At 60.6% G+C, this 21,462-nt stretch carries 24 protein-coding genes; 20 read left to right on the top strand and 4 right to left on the bottom strand.

From position 1 onward, the window contains the following. The first annotated feature begins 1 nt into the window (after nucleotide 1). The 5 genes from lepB to SJY33_RS07350 are packed head-to-tail and all read left to right on the top strand — an operon-like array spanning nucleotide 2 to nucleotide 3,454. Entirely contained in the window at nucleotides 2–868 is an 867-nt protein-coding gene (gene lepB / locus SJY33_RS07330; RefSeq protein ID WP_379922007.1) for a signal peptidase I, read from the top strand. A 20-nt stretch (nucleotides 869–888) separates the two neighbouring features. Then, nucleotides 889–2,031, top strand: coding sequence for a DUF3089 domain-containing protein (locus SJY33_RS07335; protein ID WP_379922009.1), 1,143 nt, complete (start codon nucleotides 889–891; stop codon nucleotides 2,029–2,031). After that, complete coding sequence (ruvX, locus tag SJY33_RS07340) at nucleotides 2,028–2,519, top strand: Holliday junction resolvase RuvX (protein WP_379923543.1); 492 nt, start codon at nucleotides 2,028–2,030, stop codon at nucleotides 2,517–2,519. Before SJY33_RS07335 ends, ruvX begins: the two co-directional genes overlap by 4 nt. A 55-nt stretch (nucleotides 2,520–2,574) precedes the next feature. Continuing rightward, nucleotides 2,575–3,054 (top strand): PaaI family thioesterase, encoded by a 480-nt coding sequence (locus tag SJY33_RS07345; protein ID WP_379922011.1) that lies wholly within the window; start codon nucleotides 2,575–2,577, stop codon nucleotides 3,052–3,054. 1 nt (nucleotide 3,055) lies between these two features. Beyond that, on the top strand, nucleotides 3,056–3,454 hold the full coding sequence (locus tag SJY33_RS07350) for a PaaI family thioesterase (RefSeq protein ID WP_379923544.1): 399 nt from the start codon (nucleotides 3,056–3,058) through the stop codon (nucleotides 3,452–3,454). A gap of 10 nt (nucleotides 3,455–3,464) precedes the next feature. On the opposite strand, the gene SJY33_RS07355 is transcribed toward SJY33_RS07350, so the two are convergent. Further along, complete coding sequence (locus tag SJY33_RS07355; protein ID WP_379922013.1) at nucleotides 3,465–5,654, bottom strand: transglycosylase domain-containing protein; 2,190 nt, start codon at nucleotides 5,652–5,654, stop codon at nucleotides 3,465–3,467. A gap of 48 nt (nucleotides 5,655–5,702) precedes the next feature. Next, nucleotides 5,703–6,692, bottom strand: a complete 990-nt coding sequence (gene cobS, locus SJY33_RS07360) for a cobaltochelatase subunit CobS (RefSeq protein ID WP_379922015.1) — start codon at nucleotides 6,690–6,692, stop codon at nucleotides 5,703–5,705. A 129-nt stretch (nucleotides 6,693–6,821) separates the two neighbouring features. Between cobS and SJY33_RS07365 the strand changes: the two genes are divergently transcribed. From SJY33_RS07365 to SJY33_RS07375, 3 genes are read left to right on the top strand one after another with little or no spacing between them, the layout of a single operon-like run. After that, nucleotides 6,822–7,658, top strand: coding sequence for an oxygenase MpaB family protein (locus tag SJY33_RS07365; protein WP_379922017.1), 837 nt, complete (start codon nucleotides 6,822–6,824; stop codon nucleotides 7,656–7,658). Between the two features lie 55 nt (nucleotides 7,659–7,713). After that, nucleotides 7,714–8,088, top strand: a complete 375-nt coding sequence (locus SJY33_RS07370; protein ID WP_379922019.1) for a DUF1428 domain-containing protein — start codon at nucleotides 7,714–7,716, stop codon at nucleotides 8,086–8,088. Further along, the gene (locus SJY33_RS07375) at nucleotides 8,085–8,525 is read left to right on the top strand and encodes an SRPBCC domain-containing protein (RefSeq protein WP_379922021.1); all 441 of its coding nucleotides are present in this window, start codon (nucleotides 8,085–8,087) and stop codon (nucleotides 8,523–8,525) included. Before SJY33_RS07370 ends, SJY33_RS07375 begins: the two co-directional genes overlap by 4 nt. On the opposite strand, the gene SJY33_RS07380 is transcribed toward SJY33_RS07375, so the two are convergent. After that, the gene (locus SJY33_RS07380; RefSeq protein ID WP_379922023.1) at nucleotides 8,526–9,119 is read right to left on the bottom strand and encodes a DnaJ domain-containing protein; all 594 of its coding nucleotides are present in this window, start codon (nucleotides 9,117–9,119) and stop codon (nucleotides 8,526–8,528) included. Between the two features lie 80 nt (nucleotides 9,120–9,199). Between SJY33_RS07380 and SJY33_RS07385 the strand changes: the two genes are divergently transcribed. The 5 genes from SJY33_RS07385 to SJY33_RS07405 are packed head-to-tail and all read left to right on the top strand — an operon-like array spanning nucleotide 9,200 to nucleotide 12,520. Further along, nucleotides 9,200–9,472: a BolA family protein gene (locus tag SJY33_RS07385; RefSeq protein ID WP_379922025.1), complete on the top strand. Its 273-nt coding sequence runs from the start codon at nucleotides 9,200–9,202 to the stop codon at nucleotides 9,470–9,472. After that, on the top strand, nucleotides 9,469–9,921 hold the full coding sequence (locus SJY33_RS07390; protein ID WP_379922027.1) for an NUDIX hydrolase: 453 nt from the start codon (nucleotides 9,469–9,471) through the stop codon (nucleotides 9,919–9,921). Before SJY33_RS07385 ends, SJY33_RS07390 begins: the two co-directional genes overlap by 4 nt. Next, on the top strand, nucleotides 9,918–10,796 hold the full coding sequence (locus tag SJY33_RS07395; protein WP_379922030.1) for a pirin family protein: 879 nt from the start codon (nucleotides 9,918–9,920) through the stop codon (nucleotides 10,794–10,796). Before SJY33_RS07390 ends, SJY33_RS07395 begins: the two co-directional genes overlap by 4 nt. A 21-nt stretch (nucleotides 10,797–10,817) precedes the next feature. Continuing rightward, nucleotides 10,818–11,627, top strand: a complete 810-nt coding sequence (locus SJY33_RS07400; protein ID WP_379922032.1) for an SDR family NAD(P)-dependent oxidoreductase — start codon at nucleotides 10,818–10,820, stop codon at nucleotides 11,625–11,627. Continuing rightward, complete coding sequence (locus SJY33_RS07405; protein WP_379922034.1) at nucleotides 11,624–12,520, top strand: alpha/beta fold hydrolase; 897 nt, start codon at nucleotides 11,624–11,626, stop codon at nucleotides 12,518–12,520. Before SJY33_RS07400 ends, SJY33_RS07405 begins: the two co-directional genes overlap by 4 nt. On the opposite strand, the gene SJY33_RS07410 is transcribed toward SJY33_RS07405, so the two are convergent. Beyond that, nucleotides 12,517–13,614, bottom strand: a complete 1,098-nt coding sequence (locus SJY33_RS07410) for a DUF2332 domain-containing protein (RefSeq protein WP_379922036.1) — start codon at nucleotides 13,612–13,614, stop codon at nucleotides 12,517–12,519. The genes SJY33_RS07405 and SJY33_RS07410 overlap by 4 nt on opposite strands. Nucleotides 13,615–13,659: 45 nt before the next feature. Here SJY33_RS07410 and hisG point away from each other — a divergent pair, with 45 nt between their 5' ends. The 7 genes from hisG to SJY33_RS07445 all read left to right on the top strand — a co-directional run bounded on the left by hisG (nucleotide 13,660) and on the right by SJY33_RS07445 (nucleotide 21,462). Further along, on the top strand, nucleotides 13,660–14,349 hold the full coding sequence (gene hisG / locus SJY33_RS07415) for an ATP phosphoribosyltransferase (protein WP_379922039.1): 690 nt from the start codon (nucleotides 13,660–13,662) through the stop codon (nucleotides 14,347–14,349). After that, nucleotides 14,346–15,641 carry a histidinol dehydrogenase gene (hisD, locus tag SJY33_RS07420; RefSeq protein WP_379922041.1) on the top strand — a complete coding sequence of 432 codons (1,296 nt, stop codon included), beginning with the start codon at nucleotides 14,346–14,348 and terminating at the stop codon, nucleotides 15,639–15,641. The genes hisG and hisD overlap by 4 nt, the downstream gene beginning before the upstream one ends. Continuing rightward, nucleotides 15,638–16,108, top strand: coding sequence for a transcription antitermination factor NusB (gene nusB / locus SJY33_RS07425; RefSeq protein ID WP_379922043.1), 471 nt, complete (start codon nucleotides 15,638–15,640; stop codon nucleotides 16,106–16,108). The genes hisD and nusB overlap by 4 nt, the downstream gene beginning before the upstream one ends. An 11-nt stretch (nucleotides 16,109–16,119) precedes the next feature. Continuing rightward, complete coding sequence (thiL, locus tag SJY33_RS07430) at nucleotides 16,120–16,977, top strand: thiamine-phosphate kinase (protein WP_379922045.1); 858 nt, start codon at nucleotides 16,120–16,122, stop codon at nucleotides 16,975–16,977. A gap of 171 nt (nucleotides 16,978–17,148) precedes the next feature. After that, nucleotides 17,149–19,236, top strand: coding sequence for a sodium-translocating pyrophosphatase (locus tag SJY33_RS07435; protein WP_379922047.1), 2,088 nt, complete (start codon nucleotides 17,149–17,151; stop codon nucleotides 19,234–19,236). Between the two features lie 193 nt (nucleotides 19,237–19,429). Further along, nucleotides 19,430–20,587 carry a GNAT family N-acetyltransferase gene (locus SJY33_RS07440; protein ID WP_379922049.1) on the top strand — a complete coding sequence of 386 codons (1,158 nt, stop codon included), beginning with the start codon at nucleotides 19,430–19,432 and terminating at the stop codon, nucleotides 20,585–20,587. Continuing rightward, nucleotides 20,584–21,462 carry a cupin-like domain-containing protein gene (locus SJY33_RS07445; protein WP_379922051.1) on the top strand — a complete coding sequence of 293 codons (879 nt, stop codon included), beginning with the start codon at nucleotides 20,584–20,586 and terminating at the stop codon, nucleotides 21,460–21,462. The genes SJY33_RS07440 and SJY33_RS07445 overlap by 4 nt, the downstream gene beginning before the upstream one ends.

The raw sequence follows: 21,462 nt of genomic DNA on the forward strand, positions 1-21,462 counted from the left end.
CGTGACTGACAGCAATGCTCCGGACAAGGTCAATTGGCTTGCGGAAATCCGCGGCCTTGCGCTTATGCTGCTCGCCGTACTGGCGTTTCACAGCCTGGTGGCCAAGCCGTTCTACATCCCCTCGACATCGATGATGCCGAGCCTGTGGGTCGGCGATCGGCTTGTCGTCAGCAAATACCCCTATGGCTGGTCCTGGGCTTCGGCGAGTTTCCATATCCTTCCGCGCGACAACTGGCGCGTGCTGCCGTCAACGCCAGAGTATGGCGATATCGTCATCCCGGTACACCCTGATCAGGATGTGGATTACATCAAGCGGGTCGTGGCTTTGCCGGGTGACACCATCGAGGTGCGCGGCGGTCAGATCATCCTGAACGGGCAACCGATCAAACGCGAAGTCGTCCCCCCGGTTCGCCTGCCGTTCGAGCCCGAATTGCTTTGCAATCAGGACGATGGTGGACGACCTTGCCTCCAGGCGTTTGAGGATTACCGGAAAACCGGACCCGACGGTCGCGACTATTTTGATCCGCCGACCTGGCGTGAAACGCTGCCCAATGGCGCGACCTATCTAACCATCGATTACCGCGATCAGGATCTCGACAATTACGGGCCCGTTACCGTACCCAACGACAGCGTTTTCGTAATGGGTGACAACCGCGACCTTTCGGCAGACAGCCGCGCACTGGCGATTGCCGATGGTTTGGGCGGGCCGGTTCCTATGGCTAACATCGGTGGACGGGCCGAGTTCATAACATTTAGCCTCAATGGATCGACAACCTGGAACCCGGCGACATGGTTCTCCAGCCTGCGCGGTGAGCGGGCGTGGACCACGCTTCGTCCCGCATTGGCTGAGAGAGCCGTCGCGAGATAGTTTGAGGCAGCGAAGCAGACATGGCACGCAAGTTTCTCTATTTTGTCGCCTTTTGCATTGTTCTGGTGATTGCAGGCGGCATTCTGCTGGCGCTTTTCCCGCAACAGCTGACCAGGTTCGTGACCGTTCCAACTGTCGCATTTGCGCCGGTCGAGCCGCTTGATCCCAACGCTTACGAAGATCCGGGTCTTTGGTATTCGCGGCCCGGTATCGGGGTGAACGATCCATCGCGGTGGCAGCCCGCTTACGCCAGCGATCGCGGTATTCTGCCAACCCCTGCCGAACCTGCGCAACGGTTCGCGGTTTTCTTTGTGCATCCCACAAGCTTCATCAACCGCTCGCAGTGGAATGCCCCGCTTGAAGGCGGCGGCGATGCCGAGGCCGAACGGATCGCGCGTATCTATCTGCGCGGCATGGCGAGCCCTTTCAATTCCGCCTCCGAAATTTGGGCTCCGCGCTACCGCCAGGCCACGATGGGGGCCTTTCTGACCGATCAACCTGAAGGCAGGCAAGCGATCGATGCTGCCTATGCCGATGTGCGCGAAGCGTTCCGGTATTTCCTGACAAGTGTTGCACCGGATACACCGATCGTCCTTGCCGGCCACTCGCAAGGCGCGCTGCATCTGAAGCGCTTGATCGCCGAAGAGGTCAAGGGATCAGCTGTCGCGGCGCGGCTGGTGGCGGCCTATGTCATCGGCTGGCCTGTATCTGTAGATCATGATCTGCCCGTTATGGGCCTGCCGCCCTGCGCGGTGCCTGCCCAGACCGGATGCGTGATCAGCTGGTCAAGCTTTGCCGAACCTGCGGACCCGGCGCACGTGCTCGAAGCATATGGGAGAACCGCGGCGCTGGACGGGATGCCCGCGGGCAATTCGATGATTTTGTGCACCAACCCGCTTACCGGCGTTGTCGGCGGATCCGCGCCGGCCACTGCGAACCTTGGAACGCTCGTCCCCGAAGACAGCATGCAACAGGGCGAACTTGTTCCTGATCTGGTTCCGGCCCGCTGCGATGATCGCGGTCTTTTGCTGATCGGCCCGCCGCCGGAAATGGGCTCGTACGTGCTGCCCGGAAACAATTATCATGTCTACGATCTGCCCTTGTTCTGGGCCAACACGAAGGCTGACGTGATGCGCAGAGCCGAAGCATGGCAGGCGCCTTGAATTCGGGCGCGTCGCTGATCTTTGAGGACGCGAGCGGATTTGCCGGTTGCGTGGGCGAAGATGGCGGCGTGTTGCTTGGTCTTGATCTCGGCACCAAAACGGTCGGCACCGCAACGTGCGACGCAGGTTGGCGATTTGCCACCAACGGCACCACCATTCAGCGCGGAAAGTGGGGGCGAGACCGCGAGACGCTGGCTACGCTGATCAAGAGCCGCAGCATCAAGGCCATCGTGCTGGGCCTGCCCCGTAACATGGACGGTTCCGAAGGACCCCGAGCGCAGGCAAGCCGCGCCTATGCCCGCAACTGCGCCGAAGCGTTCGGATTGCCAATTTTGCTATGGGATGAGCGTTGGTCGACCCAGGCCGCCGAAGCAGCGATGATCGGGCAAGACATGAGCCGTGCGCGCCGCGCCGCCGCGATCGATGCGCACGCCGCTGCGGTCATCCTTCAGGGCGCTATCGATCGGCTGGCTGGCGGTCTGTTCTAACGATGACGAAAATCGACGTTGCAAGGCAGCTGCGCCCGCTCCTAAGGCACGGCACATGACCACCTCCCCTGCCCGGTTTGACGCACGCGAAGCGTCGCAATGGTTTTTTCGTCATGGCCACACAGGCTGGCTTGGCCTCAAATTTGTCGATCAGGGCGACAATTGGGTCGAGCTGGAACTGCCGTGGCGTGAAGACTTGCTTGGTGATGCCAGCCGTCCGGTCTTGGCCTCCGGTCCGATCATCAGTCTGATGGACATGGCAAGCGGCATGGCAATCTGGCGCGCCGGTGGAAACTTCACCCCGGTCGCCACGCTTGATCTGCGTGTGGATTATCAGCGCGCTGCCCAGGACCGGGCCAGCGTAAGGGGCCGGGTCGAATGTTACCGACGCACGCGATCAGCCGCGTTTGTTCGCGGCATCGCACATGACGGCAACCCTGACGATCCCGTCGCGCATGTTGCTGGCGTATTCATGACAATCGGCACGGACCCGCGTTCTGCCAACCCTGCACTTCAGGGCGCCAGCGATGCCTGACATGACCGAACGCTACGGGGCGCTGCCGGCCTATGCGCAATCGCTCGGCATTATTATGACCGGCGAATCCGAAGGCGGAATGCCCGTTCTTTCGGTGGAATTTGGCCCGAACGTGGAAGGACGCCCGCACCACTTTCATGGCGGGGCTACCGCTGGTTTACTGGAAAATGCAGGCTATGCTGCCTTGCGGTCGGCCTTGATGGCGGCAGGGCGCGACCACCAGTTAAAGCCGATCAACATCACCGTACAATATCTGGCAGCGGGCAAATCACGGCCCAGTTTTGCTGTGGGTCGCATCACCCGGCTGGGGCGGCGCAACGCGAATGTGACCGTGGAAGCGTGGCAGGACGATCGATCACGTCCGATTGCGACGGCCGTGATGAACATTCTGATGGGGTAAGCTGGCTTTATCAGGGGGGGCCGTCTGGTGGCGGGTTGGGGATCGTTTCGATCGCAACGCCATTTTCGTCCACCAGGATTTCCAGCGGGACACCGTCTTGCGCAAATACGACACCGTTGTTTTCAATGCGCAACGTGGGGCCACCTTCGCCGCCTAATGGTATTTGCCCACCCTCAATGTCCAGCGGCTGCACTGGACCTGCAGGATCGGGCGTGTTTGATTGTGCAGGTTCAGGTGCAGCTGTGATCTTGAGCGCCCCGCGCATAAAATCGCGCCAGATTCGCGCAGGCGTGCTACCGCCTGTGACACCGTTCAGCGGGGTGTTGTCATCATTCCCAACCCAAACGCCGACGACCAGATCCCCCGCATAACCCACGAACAGCGCATCGCGATAATCCTGCGTTGTTCCGGTCTTCCCGAAATTGGGGATGGGAAGCATCGCGTTTCGCCCGGTTCCGCGATTGATCGCCGCACGCAACATGCTTTCCAGGTCGTCGTGGTCGCTTCCCGACAACGAATCCCGGCGCGTCGTCAACCATTCCCACCATCCTTGCTCACCGCGGGCAAAGGCATGAGGGACGACCGGGTATTCGTTTGCGGAGATACCGGCATAGGCCGCTGTCAGCTCCATCAGGGTCATCGCTGATGTCCCGAGCGCCAGGCTGGGATCGCCTTCCGTCATGGGAGCGGAAATGCCCAGTTTGCGGGCGGTGCGGATCACGTTGTCGCTGCCCACCGCTTGAAACAGCCTGACGGCGGCGACGTTGCTCGATTGGGCAAACGCGTCTTCAAGCGAGATCTGGTCCGAATACCGCTCTCGCGCATTCTTGGGACGATAGCTGCCTTGCGTGATTGGGGTGTTCGGGATTGTGTCTTCAGGTTCCCACCCGGCTTCCAGCGCAGCCAGATATACGATCGTTTTGAAGGTTGACCCGGGCTGGCGCTTGGCCTGGGTCACGCGATTGAACGAAGACTTGCTGTAGTCGCGACCGCCCACCATGGCGACGACCTCGCCATTGCGACGCATCGCGACAAGCGCGACCTGCGCCCCGCCCAGTGGCGCCCGCCCGACGATCCGGTTAGCAAGAGCCTGAAGCTGCGAATCCAGCGTGGTGGTGAAAACCGCACGCGAATAGCTTGCCTCCATGCCTTCGCGTGCCAGCGGCAAGGCCCAGTCCGCAAAATAGGTGCCGGTGGGCAGATTATCGTCTCGTGTGCGAACATCGATCCGCGGATCAGGAAGCGCCGCCGCTTCGGTAGGCGTCATGTAACCGGCCGCCACCATCGACTGCACAACCAGATCCATGCGCGCCTTTGCCTTTTCATAGTGTCTTGTTGGCGCATAGCGCGAAGGCGCCTGCAACAGCCCGGCAAGCATCGCTGCCTGCTCGGGCCGCAGCTTTTCCGGTTGGCGATAGAAGTAATGCAGACTGGCGGCACGCAGGCCATATTGGTTGTCGCCAAAATAGGCGTTGGAAAGATACCGTTCGAGGATTTCGTCCTTGGTCAGCCAGCTTTCCAACCACACGGCGATCAGTGCCTCCCGCGCCTTGCGGGTCAGTGATTGTTCAGGGGTCAGGAAAGTGAATTTGGCCAATTGCTGCGTAATGGTCGAACCGCCGCCATATCCGGTCCACGCCGCACGGGCGATCCCCCGGGGATCGATCCCCCAATGCGAATAAAAGCGACGATCCTCAATCGCGAGGAATGCCTGCGTCACGTGCGGCGGCAGATTGGCCACTTTGACCGGTGCTTCGACCATGGCACCCTGCCGTGCGATGGGTGTGCCGTCGCTAGCGAGAAGTGTGACTTGCGGCGGGGCGATAGGTTCGAGACTTTTGGAGAGCGGCGCCGTAATCGTAAGCCACCCGATCAGCAGGACAAGCACCGCCAGCATCGCCAGAAGGCCGCGCCCGGTCCACCAAAGCTTGCTGCGGTCACGCCAATATGCGCGCTGCCACCAACGCTGGCGCCGTTTTTCTTGAACCTGCAGCGCATCGTCAACCAGCCCAAGTTTCGCGTCCCAGAGCGCATAGTCGGGGATCGCCGAGCTGCGCGAACGTGGCATGGCGTCGCCATCATCATCATCCTCGTCGAGCGGACGGGTTGATTCGTAAAGCGGGAAGAAGCCGGAGGGCGCACGATCAGGGTCCGACCTTACGGAACGGGAGCGTTTCCAGAATTGATCAAACAGCGCCATGGTCAGGCTGTGTTATCAGCCTAGGACACTTGGGAGCAAGTGGCTTGCTTACCGCTTCTTTCCTGCGCCTTCAGGCAGATCCTCGCCAAACACACGCTGGTAGTATTCTGCCACCAATGTCCTCTCTGCCTCGTCGCACTTGTTGAGAAAGCTGAGGCGGAAGGCAAAACCCGTTGATCCGAAAATCGCTGCATTCTGTGCCCAGGTAATAACTGTACGCGGGCTCATCACGGTCGATATATCGCCGTTGATGAACCCCTGCCGGGTCAGTTCGGCAACCTTGACCATATCGGCGATCAGCTTGTCATCAGCATCCGGGGCCTTTGACTTGACAATCTGCTGTTCAACATCAGCGGCAAGATAGTTCAGTGCCACCACGACGTTCCAGCGGTCCATCTGCGCCTGATTGATGGCTTGCGTGCCATGATACAGCCCGCTGGTGTCCCCCAGCCCAACCGTATTGGTGGTGGCAAACAAACGGAAGAACGGATTGGGCGTAATCACGCGATTCTGGTCGAGCAGTGTCAAACGTCCATCAAATTCAAGAATTCGCTGGATCACGAACATGACATCAGGGCGGCCCGCATCATATTCATCAAAGGTCAGCGCGACGGGATGCTGCAACGCCCAGGGCAGGATGCCTTCCTTGAATTCCGTGACCTGCAATCCGTCTTTCAAAACAATTGCGTCGCGTCCGATCAAATCGATGCGGCTGATATGCGCATCCAAATTGACACGAATGCTGGGCCAGTTGAGACGAGCAGCAACCTGTTCGATATGGGTGGACTTGCCTGTCCCGTGGTAGCCCTGCACCATTACGCGGCGGTTGTGCGCAAAGCCCGCAAGGATCGCCAGCGTCGTATCCGGATCGAACACATAGGCGCCGTCCTTTTCAGGCACGTGTTCGGACGGTTGCGAGAAGGCGGGCACCTGCCAGTCAACATCAATACCGAAGACCTCGCGGACATCGACGGTGGTGTCGGGCTGGTAGGGCATGGCGTGATCGCCGGTGACATTGGTGTGAGAGGGTGCAGTCATCGTGTTGTTCGGTTAGAGCGCAAGTCGTCTGGCCGCAAGCAGAGGTTTGCAGCCAGACACTGCCACCTGTAGCACGTAGGTTTCCGTTGCGTGCTTCCCTGCGCGCCTATCGTTCCTATATTGCGTGTCATGCCCGACCCCGTCGAATCTCTGCGACTCAAGCTGGTTTCTCAGGTGCGCGGGGTATTCCACGATGCCAATGCCGGCCAATCGCCGATCCCGCCTTCCGATGATGCGCTGTTCGTGCGTGATACGCCGATCCGTCAGGTCCATGCCGATATCGTCGGCATGATGACGGGCGGAGTACGCGCATTGTTGCTGCAGATGTTACATCCCCATGCGCTTCAGGGTGTTCTCGATCATTCCAATTTTCGCGAGGATATGCATGGTCGGCTGCGACGCACCGCACGGTTCATCGCGGTAACAACCTTCGGCCACCGCGACGATGCGATGAAAGCGATTGATCGTGTCAATCGTATCCACGCCAAGGTTGGCGGGACTCTGCCCGATGGTTCGCATTATGAAGCGACCAATCCGCGTACACTGGCATGGGTGCATGTGACAGAAGCACAAAGTTTCCTGGCTGGGTATATGCGCCATGTCCGGCCCGATATGTCGCTAGGTGAGCAGGACGAATATTACCGACAATTTGCAGTGGTTGCACGCGCTCTGGGCGCCGATCCAGTGCCTGAAACCCGGGCGCAGGCCGATGCGATTTTTCGCGAGCTACGCCATGATTTGCAAGCATCGCCTGCGACGCGCGAGGTGGCCCAACTGGTTCTGAACCAGCGTCCGCAGGGCGCTCCGCAAGCGGTACAGACCATGATTACGGCCGACGCGGTCACCATGCTGCCAGATTGGGCACGCACTATGCTGCGCCTGCAACGTCCGATGCTGTCCGCCCTTCCCGCACGTGCGGCAACCTGGGGCATGGGCCGGACGCTGCGATGGGCGTTCCGGCAATAGTATCTTTCGCGTCGCCCGAGCCTGAGGCATAATCACCCGCGGAGGGAGATTGCCGATGTATGTGCAAGGTTTCGTCATTCCTGTCCCGGACAGCAACAAGGATGCTTATGCCGAAGTGGCGCGCAAGTTCTGGGAAATTGCCAAGGACTGTGGAGCGCTTTCGCAGATCGAATGCTGGGAGGCCGATATCAAAGATGGCGCCACGACCGATTTTCGCACTGCGGTGAAGGCAGAACCGGGCGAGAAAATCGTATTCTCGTGGATGACTTGGCCAGACCGTGCCACCGCGGATGCAGCGCATGACAAGATGATGGCCGATCCGCGCATGGAAACCGAATTTGGCAACCCGGATGGGAGTGACATGCCCTTCAATGGCAAGCGCATGATCATCGGCGGCTTTGATCCTATGTTCGTCGGGGAGGCTGAATGAACGAACTGTCGGTCAGTCGCTTCATCGCAGCACCACCCGCTACCGTATGGGACGCCATGGTCAATCGGCAGCCCGAATGGTGGTGCCCTCGTCCCTGGTCCGTGGAAATCATTGCGCAAGACCGTTTCGCTGGGGGCCGCAGCGCCATGATCATGCGGGGGCCGGACGGCGAAGAAATGCCGCAGGAAGGCATCATGCTTTTGTGGGATGAAGGGCGCCGCTTCGCTTCCACTGACGCGATCGTGGGCGATCTCGAACCAGCGGGTCCGTTCATGATCGGGATCTGGGAAGTTGAACCCGAAGGCGAAGGAACCCGCTACACTGCGCGTGCTCGGCACTGGTCTGCTGACGCATGCCGGCAACATGAAGAAATGGGGTTCGTGCAAGGCTGGGAGGCCTGCGCAGCCCAATTGGCAGAACTGTGCGAAACCATGTAATCAGGGCAGCGCCGCGCTGGCCCTGAGCAGCTGATAGGCTTCGACCACCGCGGATAGCTTGTTTTCGTGCCGCCGGTCACCGCCGTTGCGATCGGGATGGTAGCGCCGCACCAATTCCGAATAGCGACGGCGAAGCCGCGTGCGATCCGTGTCACTGCCCAGCCCCAATGTCTCGAGCGCTTGCGCTTCCTCACGTGAGAAACGTCCCGTGGCTGCCATGCGCGCTTCGCGTTCGGCGCGGCTTCGGATGCCGCGAGCGCGTGCCGCAATCGCATCCAGCGGATCGGAATAGTCAGCCCAACGCGGAATACCATCGACGCCGGCATCCGGGCGGAAAGCGCGGGTGTCCGAACGCCAGCCCGCTATCGGCGATTGTGCAGCGAGGATTTCTTCGGCGCTCATCCCGGCGAACCAGTCATAGCCTGCGTTGAATTCACGCACGTGCTGAAGGCAGAACCAGCGCCAGTCACCCGGCCCGTCGAACCCGTTGGGCCGGCCGCCGGGCGCACGGAATTCGCCCGCTTCGCCGCAGCCCGGCGCCTCGCATCGGCGCCCCTCGCTCTCGACGCGGCCATGAAATCGTGGTGAAGGCATAGCCCTTGAGAATGGGAATTGGGGCCCCAAGTTCCAACCCATAAATTGCCCCTGCCGGCGTGCGAAAAAGGAAATCCATAATGAGCGCGAGTGTCGCTGACGAAATGCATACGCTGCTGACCAGCGCCTTTGCGCCGACCCGGTTGGCAATCATCAACGACAGTGCCCAACACTCGGGCCACATGGGAGACGATGGTTCGGGCGAATCGCATTTCACCATTGAGATCGAGGCGCACGCCTTTTCCGATATGAACCGCCTAGCGCGCCAGCGCGCTGTGATTGCGGCGCTCGGCGACATTGTGGGGCGGCGGGTTCATGCCGTCGCCATCAAGGCGGGCGTTCCGGCCGAGTGAGCCTTAACCCCAATCTCCGCTTGCGCCGTGCAGCGCGGCTGATCGTCCTCGATGCGCAAAGCCGCGTTCTCATGTTTCGCTATGACGTGCCAGGGCGCGATCCGTTCTGGGTGACGGCGGGCGGTGAATGCGAGCCGGGCGAGAGTTTTGAAGAAGCGGCGCGGCGCGAATTGCTGGAAGAAACCGGCATCGCCGCCGATCCGGGCCCTCAGATTGCCCAGCTTATGCCTCAATTTGTCACGGTTGAAGGCGAGCTTGTGCAAGCGGATGAGCGGTTCTTTCGTGTCCGCGTGGACAATACGATTATCGATACATCGCGGCACACCGCGCTGGAACAACGGCTGATGACGCAGCACCGCTGGTTCACCCGATCAGAGCTTGCCGATTGGCATGAGGCAGTGTTTCCTCAGGCCATTCTTGCCATGATCGATCAGGACAATGACGCATGATTACCCAGACCATCACTCCCGTTACGCATGATCTTGGCGAATTCACCGTCCGCCGCGTGCTGCCATCAAAGGCGCGCACGATGGTCGGGCCATTTATCTTCGTCGACCAGTTCGGCCCCGCCGATCTGACCGGCGAAGGCATGGCCGTGCGCCCTCATCCGCACATCAATCTGGCGACCGTCACCTGGCTGTTTGAAGGCGCGATCGACCACCGCGACAGTCTGGGTACATGTGCCACGATCCGGCCCGGTCAGGTCAATCTGATGACCGCCGGACGCGGGATCGTTCACTCGGAGCGTAGCCCTAAGGCCGAACTTGCGACCAATCCGGCGATGTTCGGAATGCAGACATGGCTTGCCCTACCCGATGGCCGTGAGGAGATCGATCCCGCGTTCGAAGCGGCTACGGATCTGCCTGTCATTTCCGACAATGGCGCCAAGGCGTGGGTAATCATGGGTGAACTGTGGGGTGCCAGAGCCCCGACGACGACCCATGCGGCCACGATCTATGCAGAAATCGTGCTGGAACCGGGTGGATCAATCCCGCTGGATGCCGAGGCTGACGAACGGGCGGTGATGTTGGTGAGCGGCGAAGCGCAGGTGGATGGTATTGCGCTGGAGCAATATCAGCTCGCCGTGCTTGCCCCCGGGAAAACCATGCGCCTCGCCAGCCGAAACGGCGCGCGGGTGATGCTGCTGGGCGGAGAGGCGTTTGCCACCAAGCGGCACGTGTTCTGGAACTTCGTCAGCTCGGATCGTGAACGTATCAATCAGGCGAAGGAAGATTGGCGGGCTGGCCGCTTTCCCATCGTGCCCGGAGACGAAGACGAATTTATCCCCTTGCCCGACAAGCCCAAGACCGTCAGCTATCCCTGAAGTCATAATGGGGAGAGAGTGATGGATTACGCAGGAAAGGTGGCTTGGATCACCGGCGCATCATCGGGCATCGGGGCGGCTCTGGCAAAGGAGCTTGCGGCGCGGGGTGCGCATATCGTGCTGTCGGGTCGCGATGAAGCCCGCCTTGCCGAGGTTGCAGCCACCTGCGGCCAAACGCTGGTTCTCGCCTTCGATGTTCGCGATGATGAGGCCCTTGCCCAAGCCACGCGAAATGCGGTCGCGTGGAAGGGCGGCGTCGACCTTGCGTTCGCCAATGCTGGAATTTCTCAGCGCAGCCGCGCGCTGAAAACTTCAATGCAGGTCTATCGCGACATCATCGCGGTTGATCTCACCGCCCAGATCGCGTTCAGTCAGGGTCTGATCGGCCATATGGCGGATCGCGGCTCGGGCGCGCTGGGCTTTATTTCTTCAATCGCGGGCAAGGTTGGCGTGCCTATGCGCACAGCCTATTGCGCTGCCAAATTCGGATTAGCGGGTTATGCCGATGCGCTGCGGGCCGAATTGACGCAGAACGGTGTCAGCGTCCACACGATCTATCCCGGATCAGTCGCCACCAATGTATCCAGAAACGCACTGACCGCTGAAGGCACGGCGCGCGGCCGTTCCGACAAGGCGATTGACGAAGGCATTCCCGCAGACGTCGCCGCCCACGCCATGCTGGATGGTATCGCAGCAGGACAGCGAGAAATCATTGTCGCTGACGGCAGCGAATTGGCGATTGGCGAACTGCGCCGCACCCCCGATGCGCTTTTCGATCAGATGGCAGGCATGGTCGCCAAGGGCTACATGGAAAAGCTGGAGCAGCAATGATGGATGTTGACCTGAAACGGGTGCAGCTGCCCAACGGTATCAGCCTGAACATCGTTGATGAAGGCCCGGTCGATGCGCCGGTGCTGATATTCCTGCACGGCTTTCCCGAAAGTCACAGAACCTGGCGGCACCAGATTGCGCATTTTTCGGACCGCTACCGCTGCATCGCTCCTGATCAGCGCGGGTATCGGGGGTCTTCCAAGCCGCAGGCTGTCGAAGCGTATACGCCTGACAAACTCATCGGCGATGTGTTCCTGCTGGCCGATACGCTGGCGATCGGCAACTTTACCATCGTGGGCCACGACTGGGGGGGCGCGATTGCATGGGGCGTGGCTCTGGGTGGGCAACATGCGCGAGTCACGCACGCAATCATCGCCAATGCGCCGCATCCCTCGATCTTCCAGAAGCTGCTTTACACGCATCCCGGCCAACGCGAGGCGAGCCAGTATATCCGTGGTTTCCGCGACACGGCCAACGATCCGATGGTCAAGGAGCATGGGTTGACCGCTCTGCTTCTGAAGGAAGTGAAATGGGACCGCCCCAGCAAGATGGAGCCCGAAGAACGCGACGCGCTGTTGCTGGACTGGCAGAACCGCGATGCGGCGTTCGGAATGCTGAATTACTACCGCGCCAGTCCAATCGATGTCCCTTTGATGGATGCGCCGTTCGAAGTTCCGCTAGGCTACCAGCCACCGCAGCTCCCCAAATTGACCATTCCGACGCTGGTGATCTGGGCCATGGACGATCTTGCGCTGCCTCCGGAAAATCTTGAAGGGCTCGGCGATATCATCGATCCGCTCACCATCGTTCACGTTCCCGGTTGCGGGCATTTTGTGCCATGGGAAGCGCCGGACGCAGTCAATGCGGCGATGGAAGCCTTTCTCGAAGGCTAATCCACTATCCATTCGATCGCCGCGCCGTGCGGGTGCGACCAGGCAAGGTGAACCTCTGATGCGCCATCAGGCCAATGTCGCACGGTCAGCTTGTGGCGGTGCACGGACCGATCGGCTTCGACCTTTACCCATGCCAGCGGGCGATCGGAGGTAGCATGGGCGCCTGCAGCTTCCATTGCAGCTGTCACGCGCCCCTGCTGGTCAGTCGGAAGATACTGCCATACGATTGAATGCATCAGCATCCGGGTGGTGCCTGCGTCCTGCGGCTTGACCAGTTCAGCTTCCACGAAATCAGCAGCGGTGGCCTGAACCAGATGCGGCCTGCGTTCCAAAGCGGCTCGAACCGCTGCATCCAATCTTGCGAAACGAATTGCATGTTCGGGCCAGATATAGGCCCGCAGCCGCATTGCGTCCGAGGCATTGGTAAGATCGACGGGCGCGACATCACAGCCTTTGGTGGCAGCAATCGCGATCGCCTGCTGCGGCGGCGAGATGCCCTGCCACAATGGTTCGAAGCGCATCACTGCCGGATCGGGCCCGATTTGGACGCCTCCCAGATTGTAGCTGTAGCGATCGAGCATAAGATTGATACCGGCGCTCGATCCGAGTTCGAGGCATTGGAAGCGCGCCGGCAGGCCGCGACTAGCCAGCCAGAGCATTGCGGCGATGAAATTGGCGGAACGGCCTGCTTCATTGGTTTGTGGCGGGCCATCAAGCCAGGGCAGCATTGCTGCTTCGTCGGTCGCGATAGCAGCGGCTATCACGTCAGGGTCATTCGCTGGCTCGCCCCGATAAAGCGGGCCAAGCCGGGGCGCGGCACCAGACAGAAAAAGAGCGTGGAGACCGCCAGCAACACGCAAAGGCAACGCATCAGCAAGCGGCGCGCCCTGCCAATCGCGAACACGGTTCAGGAACTCTCCGTGCGCACCGGAACGCAATACAGCAGCGATCCCGGCTACTACCCTTGCCGTGATCGGAGCGTCCGAAGCTTCACAATAGGCCACCTGATTGGCAAACGCCGTCAACACCGCACCCGGCCCTGTGGTATTCATGTCGACGAATTCATACGCCGGACGTTCCGATGAACCTGCCATTCCCATTGCCCTTTTGTCCGCGGATCCTTAAGTGCGCGGCCAATCATGATCACGACCGGCATCCAAGACAATCCCGGACAGCTGACCTTCGCTGTCCCCAAGGGGCGCATCCTTGACGAGGCGCTGCCCGTGATGGCGCGCGCCGGTGTCGAGCCTGATGCTGAATTCCACGATCCTAAAAGCCGTGCGCTGGCATTCGCCACCAGCCGGAACGACATGCGCCTTATCCGCGTGCGCGCCTTTGATGTGGCAACATTTGTCGCTCATGGCGCTGCGCAGGTCGGGATTGTCGGGTCCGATGTGATCGAAGAATTTGACTACGCCGATCTTTACGCGCCCGTCGATCTGGGGATTGGCCTGTGCCGATTGTCTGTCGCCCGCCTAGCGACTGACAGCGACGAACCCGGCAGCGTCAGCCATCTGCGCGTGGCGACAAAATATCCAAATCTGACCCGCCGCCATTTCGAGGCGAGCGGCGTGCAGGCCGAATGCGTCAAATTGAACGGCGCGATGGAACTGGCTCCATCCCTTGGGCTTGCGCGTCAGATTGTCGATCTTGTGTCGACAGGACGTACGCTCAAAGAGAACGGCTTGGTCGAAACCGACGTAATCCATGAGATTTCTGCGCGGCTTATCGTCAATCGGACAGCGCTTAAAACCGACATACGAGTTGCCGCGTTGGTTGATGCCTTTCGCCGCGATGCGGATACGCGCAGCGAAAAGGCTTCCCGATGATCAACATACTTTCAACGCTGCAGCCGGATTTCACGAGCAAATTCGACCGGATTGTCGATGCCCGGCGCGAATCGGATACCGATGTTGCCGGCCAGGTCGCGAATATTCTTCAGACTGTGAAGTTGCGCGGCGACCATGCGTTGTCGGATTACACGCAGCGGTTCGATGGATACACGCTGGCAGAGGATGGCGACTGGTTCATCCCGCGCGAACGATGTGAGCAGGCCTATCACGCCCTCACCCCCGATTTGCGCGACGCGCTTGAACTTGCCGCGGCTCGTATCCGCGCCTATCACGAAGCGCAGCTTCCGCAGGACCGCGATTACAAGGATGCAGCCGGTGTTCGGCTGGGCGCGATCTGGCGTCCGGTTGATGCTGCCGGACTGTACGTGCCCGGTGGGCGTGCAGCCTATCCATCATCGCTGCTGATGAATGCCATTCCGGCGAGGGTCGCAGGGGTTGAGCGGCTGGTCGTTGTCACGCCGACACCCAAGGGTCAATCGAACCCGATGGTGTTGGCCGCTGCACACATTGCGGGCGTGGACGAAATATGGCGCGTGGGCGGCGCGCAGGCGGTGGGCGCGCTCGCCTATGGCACGCAGCGCATCCGCCCGGTCGATGTCATTACCGGGCCCGGCAATGCCTGGGTGGCCGAGGCCAAGCGGCAGCTTTACGGTGTGGTTGGTATCGACATGGTGGCGGGCCCATCGGAAATTCTCGTCATCGCAGACGGCAAAAACGATCCTGACTGGATCGCAGCAGACCTTCTGAGCCAGGCCGAACATGATCCCACTTCACAGTCGATCCTGATTACCGATGACGCGGGCTTTGCGCGGCAAGTGGAAGATTGCATCGACTTGCAGATCAGCCAACTTGCAACTGGAAAGACTGCGCGCACCAGTTGGGACGCGCATGGTGTGATGATCGTTGTCAATGATCTGCTGGCAGAAGCCCCCGCGCTTGCCAATCGTCTCGCGGCCGAGCACGTCGAAATCGCAGTCGATGATCCCGAACCGTACCTTAAGGCTATCCGCCACGCAGGAAGCATCTTCCTTGGCCGGATGACGCCCGAGGCCGTCGGCGATTATGTCGCCGGGCCCAACCACGTGCTGCCCACCGGACGGCGCGCGCGTTTTTCCAGCGGGCTTTCCGTCCTGGATTTCATGAAGCGCACCAGTTTTCTGGGGCTGGATGCGGCATCGTTTGCCGCCATTGGTCCCGCCGCCGCAACCCTCGCCCATGCAGAAGGTTTGCCTGCCCACGCCAAGTCCGTGGAACTGAGGATCAAATGAACCAGCCGTCTCGTTCCAAAGCCCGGTCGGCAGCGCGTCTTGCTGCCGTACAGGCACTGTACCAGCAGCATATGGAAGGCACCGCATTGACGCGGCTGCTTGATGAGTTCCACCAGCATCGGCTGGGCCGAACCATCGATGACGATGATTTCGACGATGCCGAATATGCTGATGCCGAAGTGCCATTTTTCGACGACATCGTGCGCGGGGTGGATGCACGGCGTGACGAAATCGACACGCTGCTTACAGACAAGCTGGCGTCCGGCTGGACCATCGCCCGGCTCGACAAGACGATGTTGCAGGTTCTGCGCGCAGGCACCTACGAACTTATCGCCCGCAACGATGTGCCGTCCGCAGTAACGATCAACGAATATGTCGAAGTCGCCAAAGCGTTTTTCGACGACGGCCAGGCCAAGTTTGTGAACGGTATTCTGGACGCCGTGGCCAAGGGCGCTCGGGCGAGCTAGATCTCGGCCCAATGAACGAGGCCGATTTCATCGCTGCTCTGCGCGGATTGCCGCTGCATCCCGGCGCACGCGAATTGACCGATGATTGCGCTGTACTGGCCATAGGCGGCGAGACGCTGGTACTGACCCACGACACCATGGCCGAAGGGACTCATTTTCGTTCCGATGCGGACTTGGCCGATGTCGCCTGGAAGCTGGTCGCCTCCAATCTTTCGGATCTGGCTGCAAAGGGTGCAGTGCCGATCGGTGTGTTGCTGGGCCACACGCTTGGACACGAGGACGTGCGGTTTCTGCACGGACTGCGTGAGGCGCTTGAGGTGTTCGAAGCGCCCTTGCTGGGCGGCGACACGATAGCAGTGCAGGGCGTTCGCAGCTTTGGCCTTACCGCCATCGGACGGGCGACGCATGTTCCGGTGCCGGCGCGGTCGGGCGCGCAGGCGGGCGATACAATCTGGATCACCGGCCCGGTCGGCCGGGCAATGCTGGGCTTTATTGGCGCGGAAGAACATCGCGCTGCGTTCGATCGTCCGATCCCGCGGCTGGCCGAAGGGCAGGCACTCTCCCCCCATGTCAGCGCAATGATGGATGTCTCGGATGGGCTCCTGCTGGATAGCTGGCGCATGGCGCGGGCAAGCAGGGTGACCTTTGCCATCGACACCCATGCCGTGCCGGTGGCCGATCCGGCGCAGCGCGATGCGTGCATGCGATGGGGAGATGATTACGAACTGCTGTTCACGACCCCGCGCGGAACACATCTGCCCGTGGCGGCGCATCGTATTGGAACGGTTGCGCCGCGCACAGTCGCGCCGCTCATAGTGGGCGACATGGCTTATCCGGACCCTGAAACGCTGGGTTTTCAACACGGCTAACTGGCTGCTTAACCTCCTGCCAAACCATGCGAAAGTCGCGTGACCTCAGGTATCCCTAGCGTCAGGCTTGCCAGCATGCCGCGAGCGCGTACAACTGTCCCTCTTGCGCCCAGGAACGAGGCGCAGGCACCCCGCAATGGGGTAGCAACAAAGAACGAGAGGGGATTGCTCGTGAATTTATTGCTCATATCGATTGGGCTGGGGGTGCTTGCCATTGTCTATGGCTTTGTCACCAGCAGACAGGTGCTCGGCGCGGATGCCGGGAATGCCAAGATGCAGGAAATTGCCGCCGCCATTCAGGAAGGCGCGCAGGCTTACTTGAAGCGTCAATATACTGCCATCGCCGTTGTCGGCGTGATTGTCGCTGTGATCGTGGCGGTAACGCTGGGCGCGATCCCGGCGGTCGGTTTTTTCATCGGTGCCGTGCTTTCGGGTGTGGCAGGGTTCATCGGCATGAACGTGTCGGTGCGTTCCAACGTGCGCACCGCCGCTGCCGCGATGAAGGGTTTGCAAGAAGGCCTGACGCTGGCGTTTCGTGCGGGCGCTATCACGGGCATGCTGGTCGCAGGCCTCGCGCTGCTCGCGATTGCGTGCTTCTTCTGGTATCTGACCGGTCCTGCCGGGTTGCCTGCGGATAGCCGTCCGGTTGTCATCGGCCTCACCGCCCTTGCGCTTGGCGCTTCGTTGGTGTCGATTTTCGCACGCCTTGGCGGCGGGATCTTCACCAAGGCAGCAGACGTGGGCGCTGACCTCGTCGGCAAGGTCGAAGCTGGCATCCCGGAGGATGACCCGCGCAATCCCGCCGTGATTGCCGATAACGTGGGCGACAATGTCGGCGACTGCGCCGGAATGGCGGCCGACTTGTTCGAGACCTACGTTGTTACCGTGGGCGCCACGATGGTGCTGACTGCGTTGCTGATGAGCGGCGCAGAAAACCTGTTCGCGCTGATGGTGCTACCGCTGCTGATTGGGGGCGTGTGCATCGTGACCTCGATCATCGGCACGTACTTTGTACGGCTGGGCAGTGGGACCAACATCATGGGCGCGATGTACAAGGGCTTCCTTGTCACCGCCGTGCTGTCGATTCCGGCGATCTGGTTCGCGATCAGCGTCACTCTAGGTGATATGGAGACTGTGATCAGCGGGCAGACCTATAATGGCCGCACCTTGTTCTATTGCGGGTTCCTCGGCTTGGTCATCACCGGGCTGATCATCTGGATCACTGAATATTACACCGGCACCAATTACCGCCCGGTGCGATCGATCGCCAAAGCTTCTGAAACAGGTCACGGCACCAATGTGATCCAGGGTCTGGCGATCAGCATGGAATCCACCGCGTTGCCGACGCTGGTGATTTGTGCCGGCATCGTCATTGCCTATCAACTCGCTGGATTGATGGGCATTGCCTACGCAGCAACATCGATGCTGGCGCTGGCGGGCATGGTCGTGGCGCTCGACGCCTATGGCCCGGTCACTGACAACGCGGGCGGCATTGCCGAAATGGCCGGGCTGGATGACAGCGTGCGCGAGAAGACCGATGCATTGGATGCTGTCGGCAACACCACCAAGGCCGTCACCAAAGGCTATGCGATTGGCTCGGCAGGTCTGGCGGCGCTGGTATTGTTCGCCACGTACACCGCCGATCTGCGTGAGCTGTTCGAAGGTGTGACGGTCGATTTCAGCCTCGAAAACCCTTACGTCATCGTCGGGCTTCTGCTCGGTGCACTGCTGCCCTATTTGTTCGGGGCAATGGGCATGACGGCGGTAGGCCGGGCTGCAGGCGAAGTGGTGAAGGATGTCCGCGATCAGTTCGCCAAGAACCCCGGCATCATGACCTACGAAGTGAAGCCTGATTACGCACGCACCGTCGACCTCGTCACCAAAGCCGCAATCAAGGAGATGATCCTGCCGTCACTGCTACCGGTGGCTGCGCCGATCGCGGTGTATTTCGTGATCACTGCGGTAGCCGGTCAGGCCAATGGATTTGCTGCGCTGGGTGCTTTGCTGCTGGGCGTGATCGTGGGCGGACTGTTTGTCGCGATTTCGATGACATCGGGCGGCGGGGCGTGGGACAATGCCAAGAAGTATATCGAAGATGGCCATCACGGCGGCAAAGGTTCCGATGCTCACAAGGCGGCAGTGACCGGCGATACAGTCGGCGATCCCTACAAGGACACCGCTGGCCCGGCGGTCAATCCGATGATCAAGATCACCAATATCGTTGCCCTGTTGCTGCTTGCAGCACTGGCAGCGGGTTGATCGCTATCCCGACACGCCGATAAGAACCATCAACCCCGCCGGACACAGTTTCGGCGGGGTTTAATAACGCTCGTTCCGCTGTCCCTCCATTGGACACAGCGTCTCTGCGCTGAGGCTTTCTTAATCGCCCTGTGGCAAGACCCAGCTGAAGCGCACGGACTGGTGCGGCAAGGCAGGGCTAACGATTATGGACATGGCACGCGCGGACAGCTTTCGCACCCGCAGCACGGCCTTTGCCCGCATCAGATCCCGGCCTGGTGATCTGCAAATGCTGACGACGGAGGAGATGGCTGACCCCGTCTTCGTTTCCGCATGGCAAAGGCTGGTCGCTTGTGCGGCCGAACCCAATCCCTTCTTTGAACCGTGGTTCCTGCGCCCCGCGATGGACCAGTGGGCGACTGCCGATCAGGTTGTAGCCACAGCGTGGTATGACAATGGGCAGTTGGCGGCTCTGCTCCCTGTCAACCGCAGTCTGCATTATTACGGCCATGTCGTACCGCACGCCAAAAGCTGGTTGCACCCCAACGCCTTCTGCGGCGTGCCATTGATTGCCGCCGGGCACGAGGACGCCTTTTGGCGCGCCATGTTGTCCTATCTCGATCGTCAGGCAGGGCGCGCGCTGTTCTGGCACCTGCCGCTGCTTCCCGCCGATGGTCCGGTGAACGCGGCGCTGAGCCGTGTGCTCGCCGCAACGCCTCGCACCTACTACACCGCTGCCGAGGAAAGCCGTGCAGTCTTGACCGGCCCCATGTGTGCAGACGACTATCTTGAAACATCGATGAGCGCCAAGAAGCGCAAGGAACTGCGCCGGCAGCACAACCGCTTGACCGAAGAAGGGGCGCTGATCTTCGAACGGCTTGATGACGCTTCAAGTCTGGCGGCGTGGACAGCCGAATTTCTGGCACTCGAAGCGGCAGGCTGGAAAGGCGCAGCAGGATCGGCACTGGCAAGCGCGCCTGATACGTACACGCTGTTCGTACAGGCTTTGGCTGGCGCAGCGGCGGAAGGGCGGCTCGAACGGCTGGCCTTGCGTTTGAATGGCCGTGCCATCGCGATGCTGGTGAACTTCGTTACGCCGCCCGGCGTCTATAGTTTCAAGACGGCATTCGACGAAAACTACGCCCGGTTCTCTCCGGGTATGTTGCTTCAGCTGGAAAACCTGAGCCTGCTTGATCGCAGCGATGTTCAGTGGGCGGATAGCTGCGCGGCGGAAGGACATCCGATGATCGAACGGCTGTGGCGCGACAAGCGACGCATGGTGAGCCGCAATATCGCCATCGGCGGTCTGCTGCGCCGCACCGCATTCCGACTTCTCATGGCTTATGAAACCCGTTCCAGGAAGCTTGCATGAACGCGCATTCTGACTTTCGCGACATTTTGTCTGCAACCGTGTTTGGCCGCGACGCCCGCGCATGCTTTACCGCGAATTACCCGGAAACGCCGCATGTCCTGACCCACAATCTGACAAGCCACCCGTTGTTGGAAATTGACGCGCTGGCACAGCTGGCAGAATTGCTTCCAAGCACTTCGGTTGAATACAACCGCGGCGATCTGCCGATCGGGGTCGATGGGAAGCCCGGATCGAACGGCCTTACTATCGCCGAAACGATCCGCCACGTGGCCGAGGCCGAAAGCTGGGCGGTTCTCAAGAATATCGAACAGGTTGCCCCCTACCGTAATCTCTTGCTCGGCTTGCTGGAAGAACTGCGGCCCCAGATCGAATCTGCAACCGGTGCGATGCTTATGCCGCAAGGCTTCATTTTCGTATCGAGCCCGTCTTCGGTCACGCCCTATCACTTCGATCCGGAACACAATATTCTGCTGCAGATCCGCGGCACCAAAGTCATGACGCAGTTCCCGGCTGGCGACACCCGCTTTGTTCCCGATCAGGCGCATGAAACCTATCATTCAGGCGGTCCGCGCGAATTGCATTGGAAGGACGCATTTCTCGATCATGGAACGGCTTTTCCCTTATGCCCCGGTGAAGCCCTGTTCGTCCCGGTGATGGCGCCGCATTTCGTCAGGAACGGTCCCGCACCTTCGGTTTCGCTTTCGATCACCTGGCGTAGCGAATGGAGCTACCGGGAGAGCGATGCGCGGGTTTTTAACGCGATTCTGCGGGATCGCGGCTTCAACCCCGCAGCGCCAGGCCGTTGGCCGCGTCAGAACTTTGCCAAGGCCTACGCCTTTCGGGCGATGCGGAAGCTGGGATTGACGGGGGCCTGA

The organism is Erythrobacter sp. R86502 (genome assembly GCF_042466465.1).
Lineage (GTDB): Bacteria > Pseudomonadota > Alphaproteobacteria > Sphingomonadales > Sphingomonadaceae > Erythrobacter.

Coding starts and splice junctions, on each gene's coding strand:
- thiL (WP_379922045.1), top strand. CDS start 16,120: ATGAACGAGGCCGATTTCATCGCTGCTCTGCGCGGATTGCCGCTGCAT.
- SJY33_RS07405 (WP_379922034.1), top strand. CDS start 11,624: ATGATGGATGTTGACCTGAAACGGGTGCAGCTGCCCAACGGTATCAGC.
- SJY33_RS07410 (WP_379922036.1), bottom strand. CDS start 13,614: ATGGCAGGTTCATCGGAACGTCCGGCGTATGAATTCGTCGACATGAAT.
- SJY33_RS07365 (WP_379922017.1), top strand. CDS start 6,822: ATGCCCGACCCCGTCGAATCTCTGCGACTCAAGCTGGTTTCTCAGGTG.
- SJY33_RS07385 (WP_379922025.1), top strand. CDS start 9,200: ATGAGCGCGAGTGTCGCTGACGAAATGCATACGCTGCTGACCAGCGCC.
- SJY33_RS07440 (WP_379922049.1), top strand. CDS start 19,430: ATGGCACGCGCGGACAGCTTTCGCACCCGCAGCACGGCCTTTGCCCGC.
- SJY33_RS07380 (WP_379922023.1), bottom strand. CDS start 9,119: ATGCCTTCACCACGATTTCATGGCCGCGTCGAGAGCGAGGGGCGCCGA.
- SJY33_RS07370 (WP_379922019.1), top strand. CDS start 7,714: ATGTATGTGCAAGGTTTCGTCATTCCTGTCCCGGACAGCAACAAGGAT.
- SJY33_RS07375 (WP_379922021.1), top strand. CDS start 8,085: ATGAACGAACTGTCGGTCAGTCGCTTCATCGCAGCACCACCCGCTACC.
- SJY33_RS07400 (WP_379922032.1), top strand. CDS start 10,818: ATGGATTACGCAGGAAAGGTGGCTTGGATCACCGGCGCATCATCGGGC.
- hisG (WP_379922039.1), top strand. CDS start 13,660: ATGATCACGACCGGCATCCAAGACAATCCCGGACAGCTGACCTTCGCT.
- hisD (WP_379922041.1), top strand. CDS start 14,346: ATGATCAACATACTTTCAACGCTGCAGCCGGATTTCACGAGCAAATTC.
- nusB (WP_379922043.1), top strand. CDS start 15,638: ATGAACCAGCCGTCTCGTTCCAAAGCCCGGTCGGCAGCGCGTCTTGCT.
- SJY33_RS07355 (WP_379922013.1), bottom strand. CDS start 5,654: ATGGCGCTGTTTGATCAATTCTGGAAACGCTCCCGTTCCGTAAGGTCG.
- SJY33_RS07335 (WP_379922009.1), top strand. CDS start 889: ATGGCACGCAAGTTTCTCTATTTTGTCGCCTTTTGCATTGTTCTGGTG.
- SJY33_RS07350 (WP_379923544.1), top strand. CDS start 3,056: ATGACCGAACGCTACGGGGCGCTGCCGGCCTATGCGCAATCGCTCGGC.
- SJY33_RS07445 (WP_379922051.1), top strand. CDS start 20,584: ATGAACGCGCATTCTGACTTTCGCGACATTTTGTCTGCAACCGTGTTT.
- SJY33_RS07345 (WP_379922011.1), top strand. CDS start 2,575: ATGACCACCTCCCCTGCCCGGTTTGACGCACGCGAAGCGTCGCAATGG.
- SJY33_RS07395 (WP_379922030.1), top strand. CDS start 9,918: ATGATTACCCAGACCATCACTCCCGTTACGCATGATCTTGGCGAATTC.
- cobS (WP_379922015.1), bottom strand. CDS start 6,692: ATGACTGCACCCTCTCACACCAATGTCACCGGCGATCACGCCATGCCC.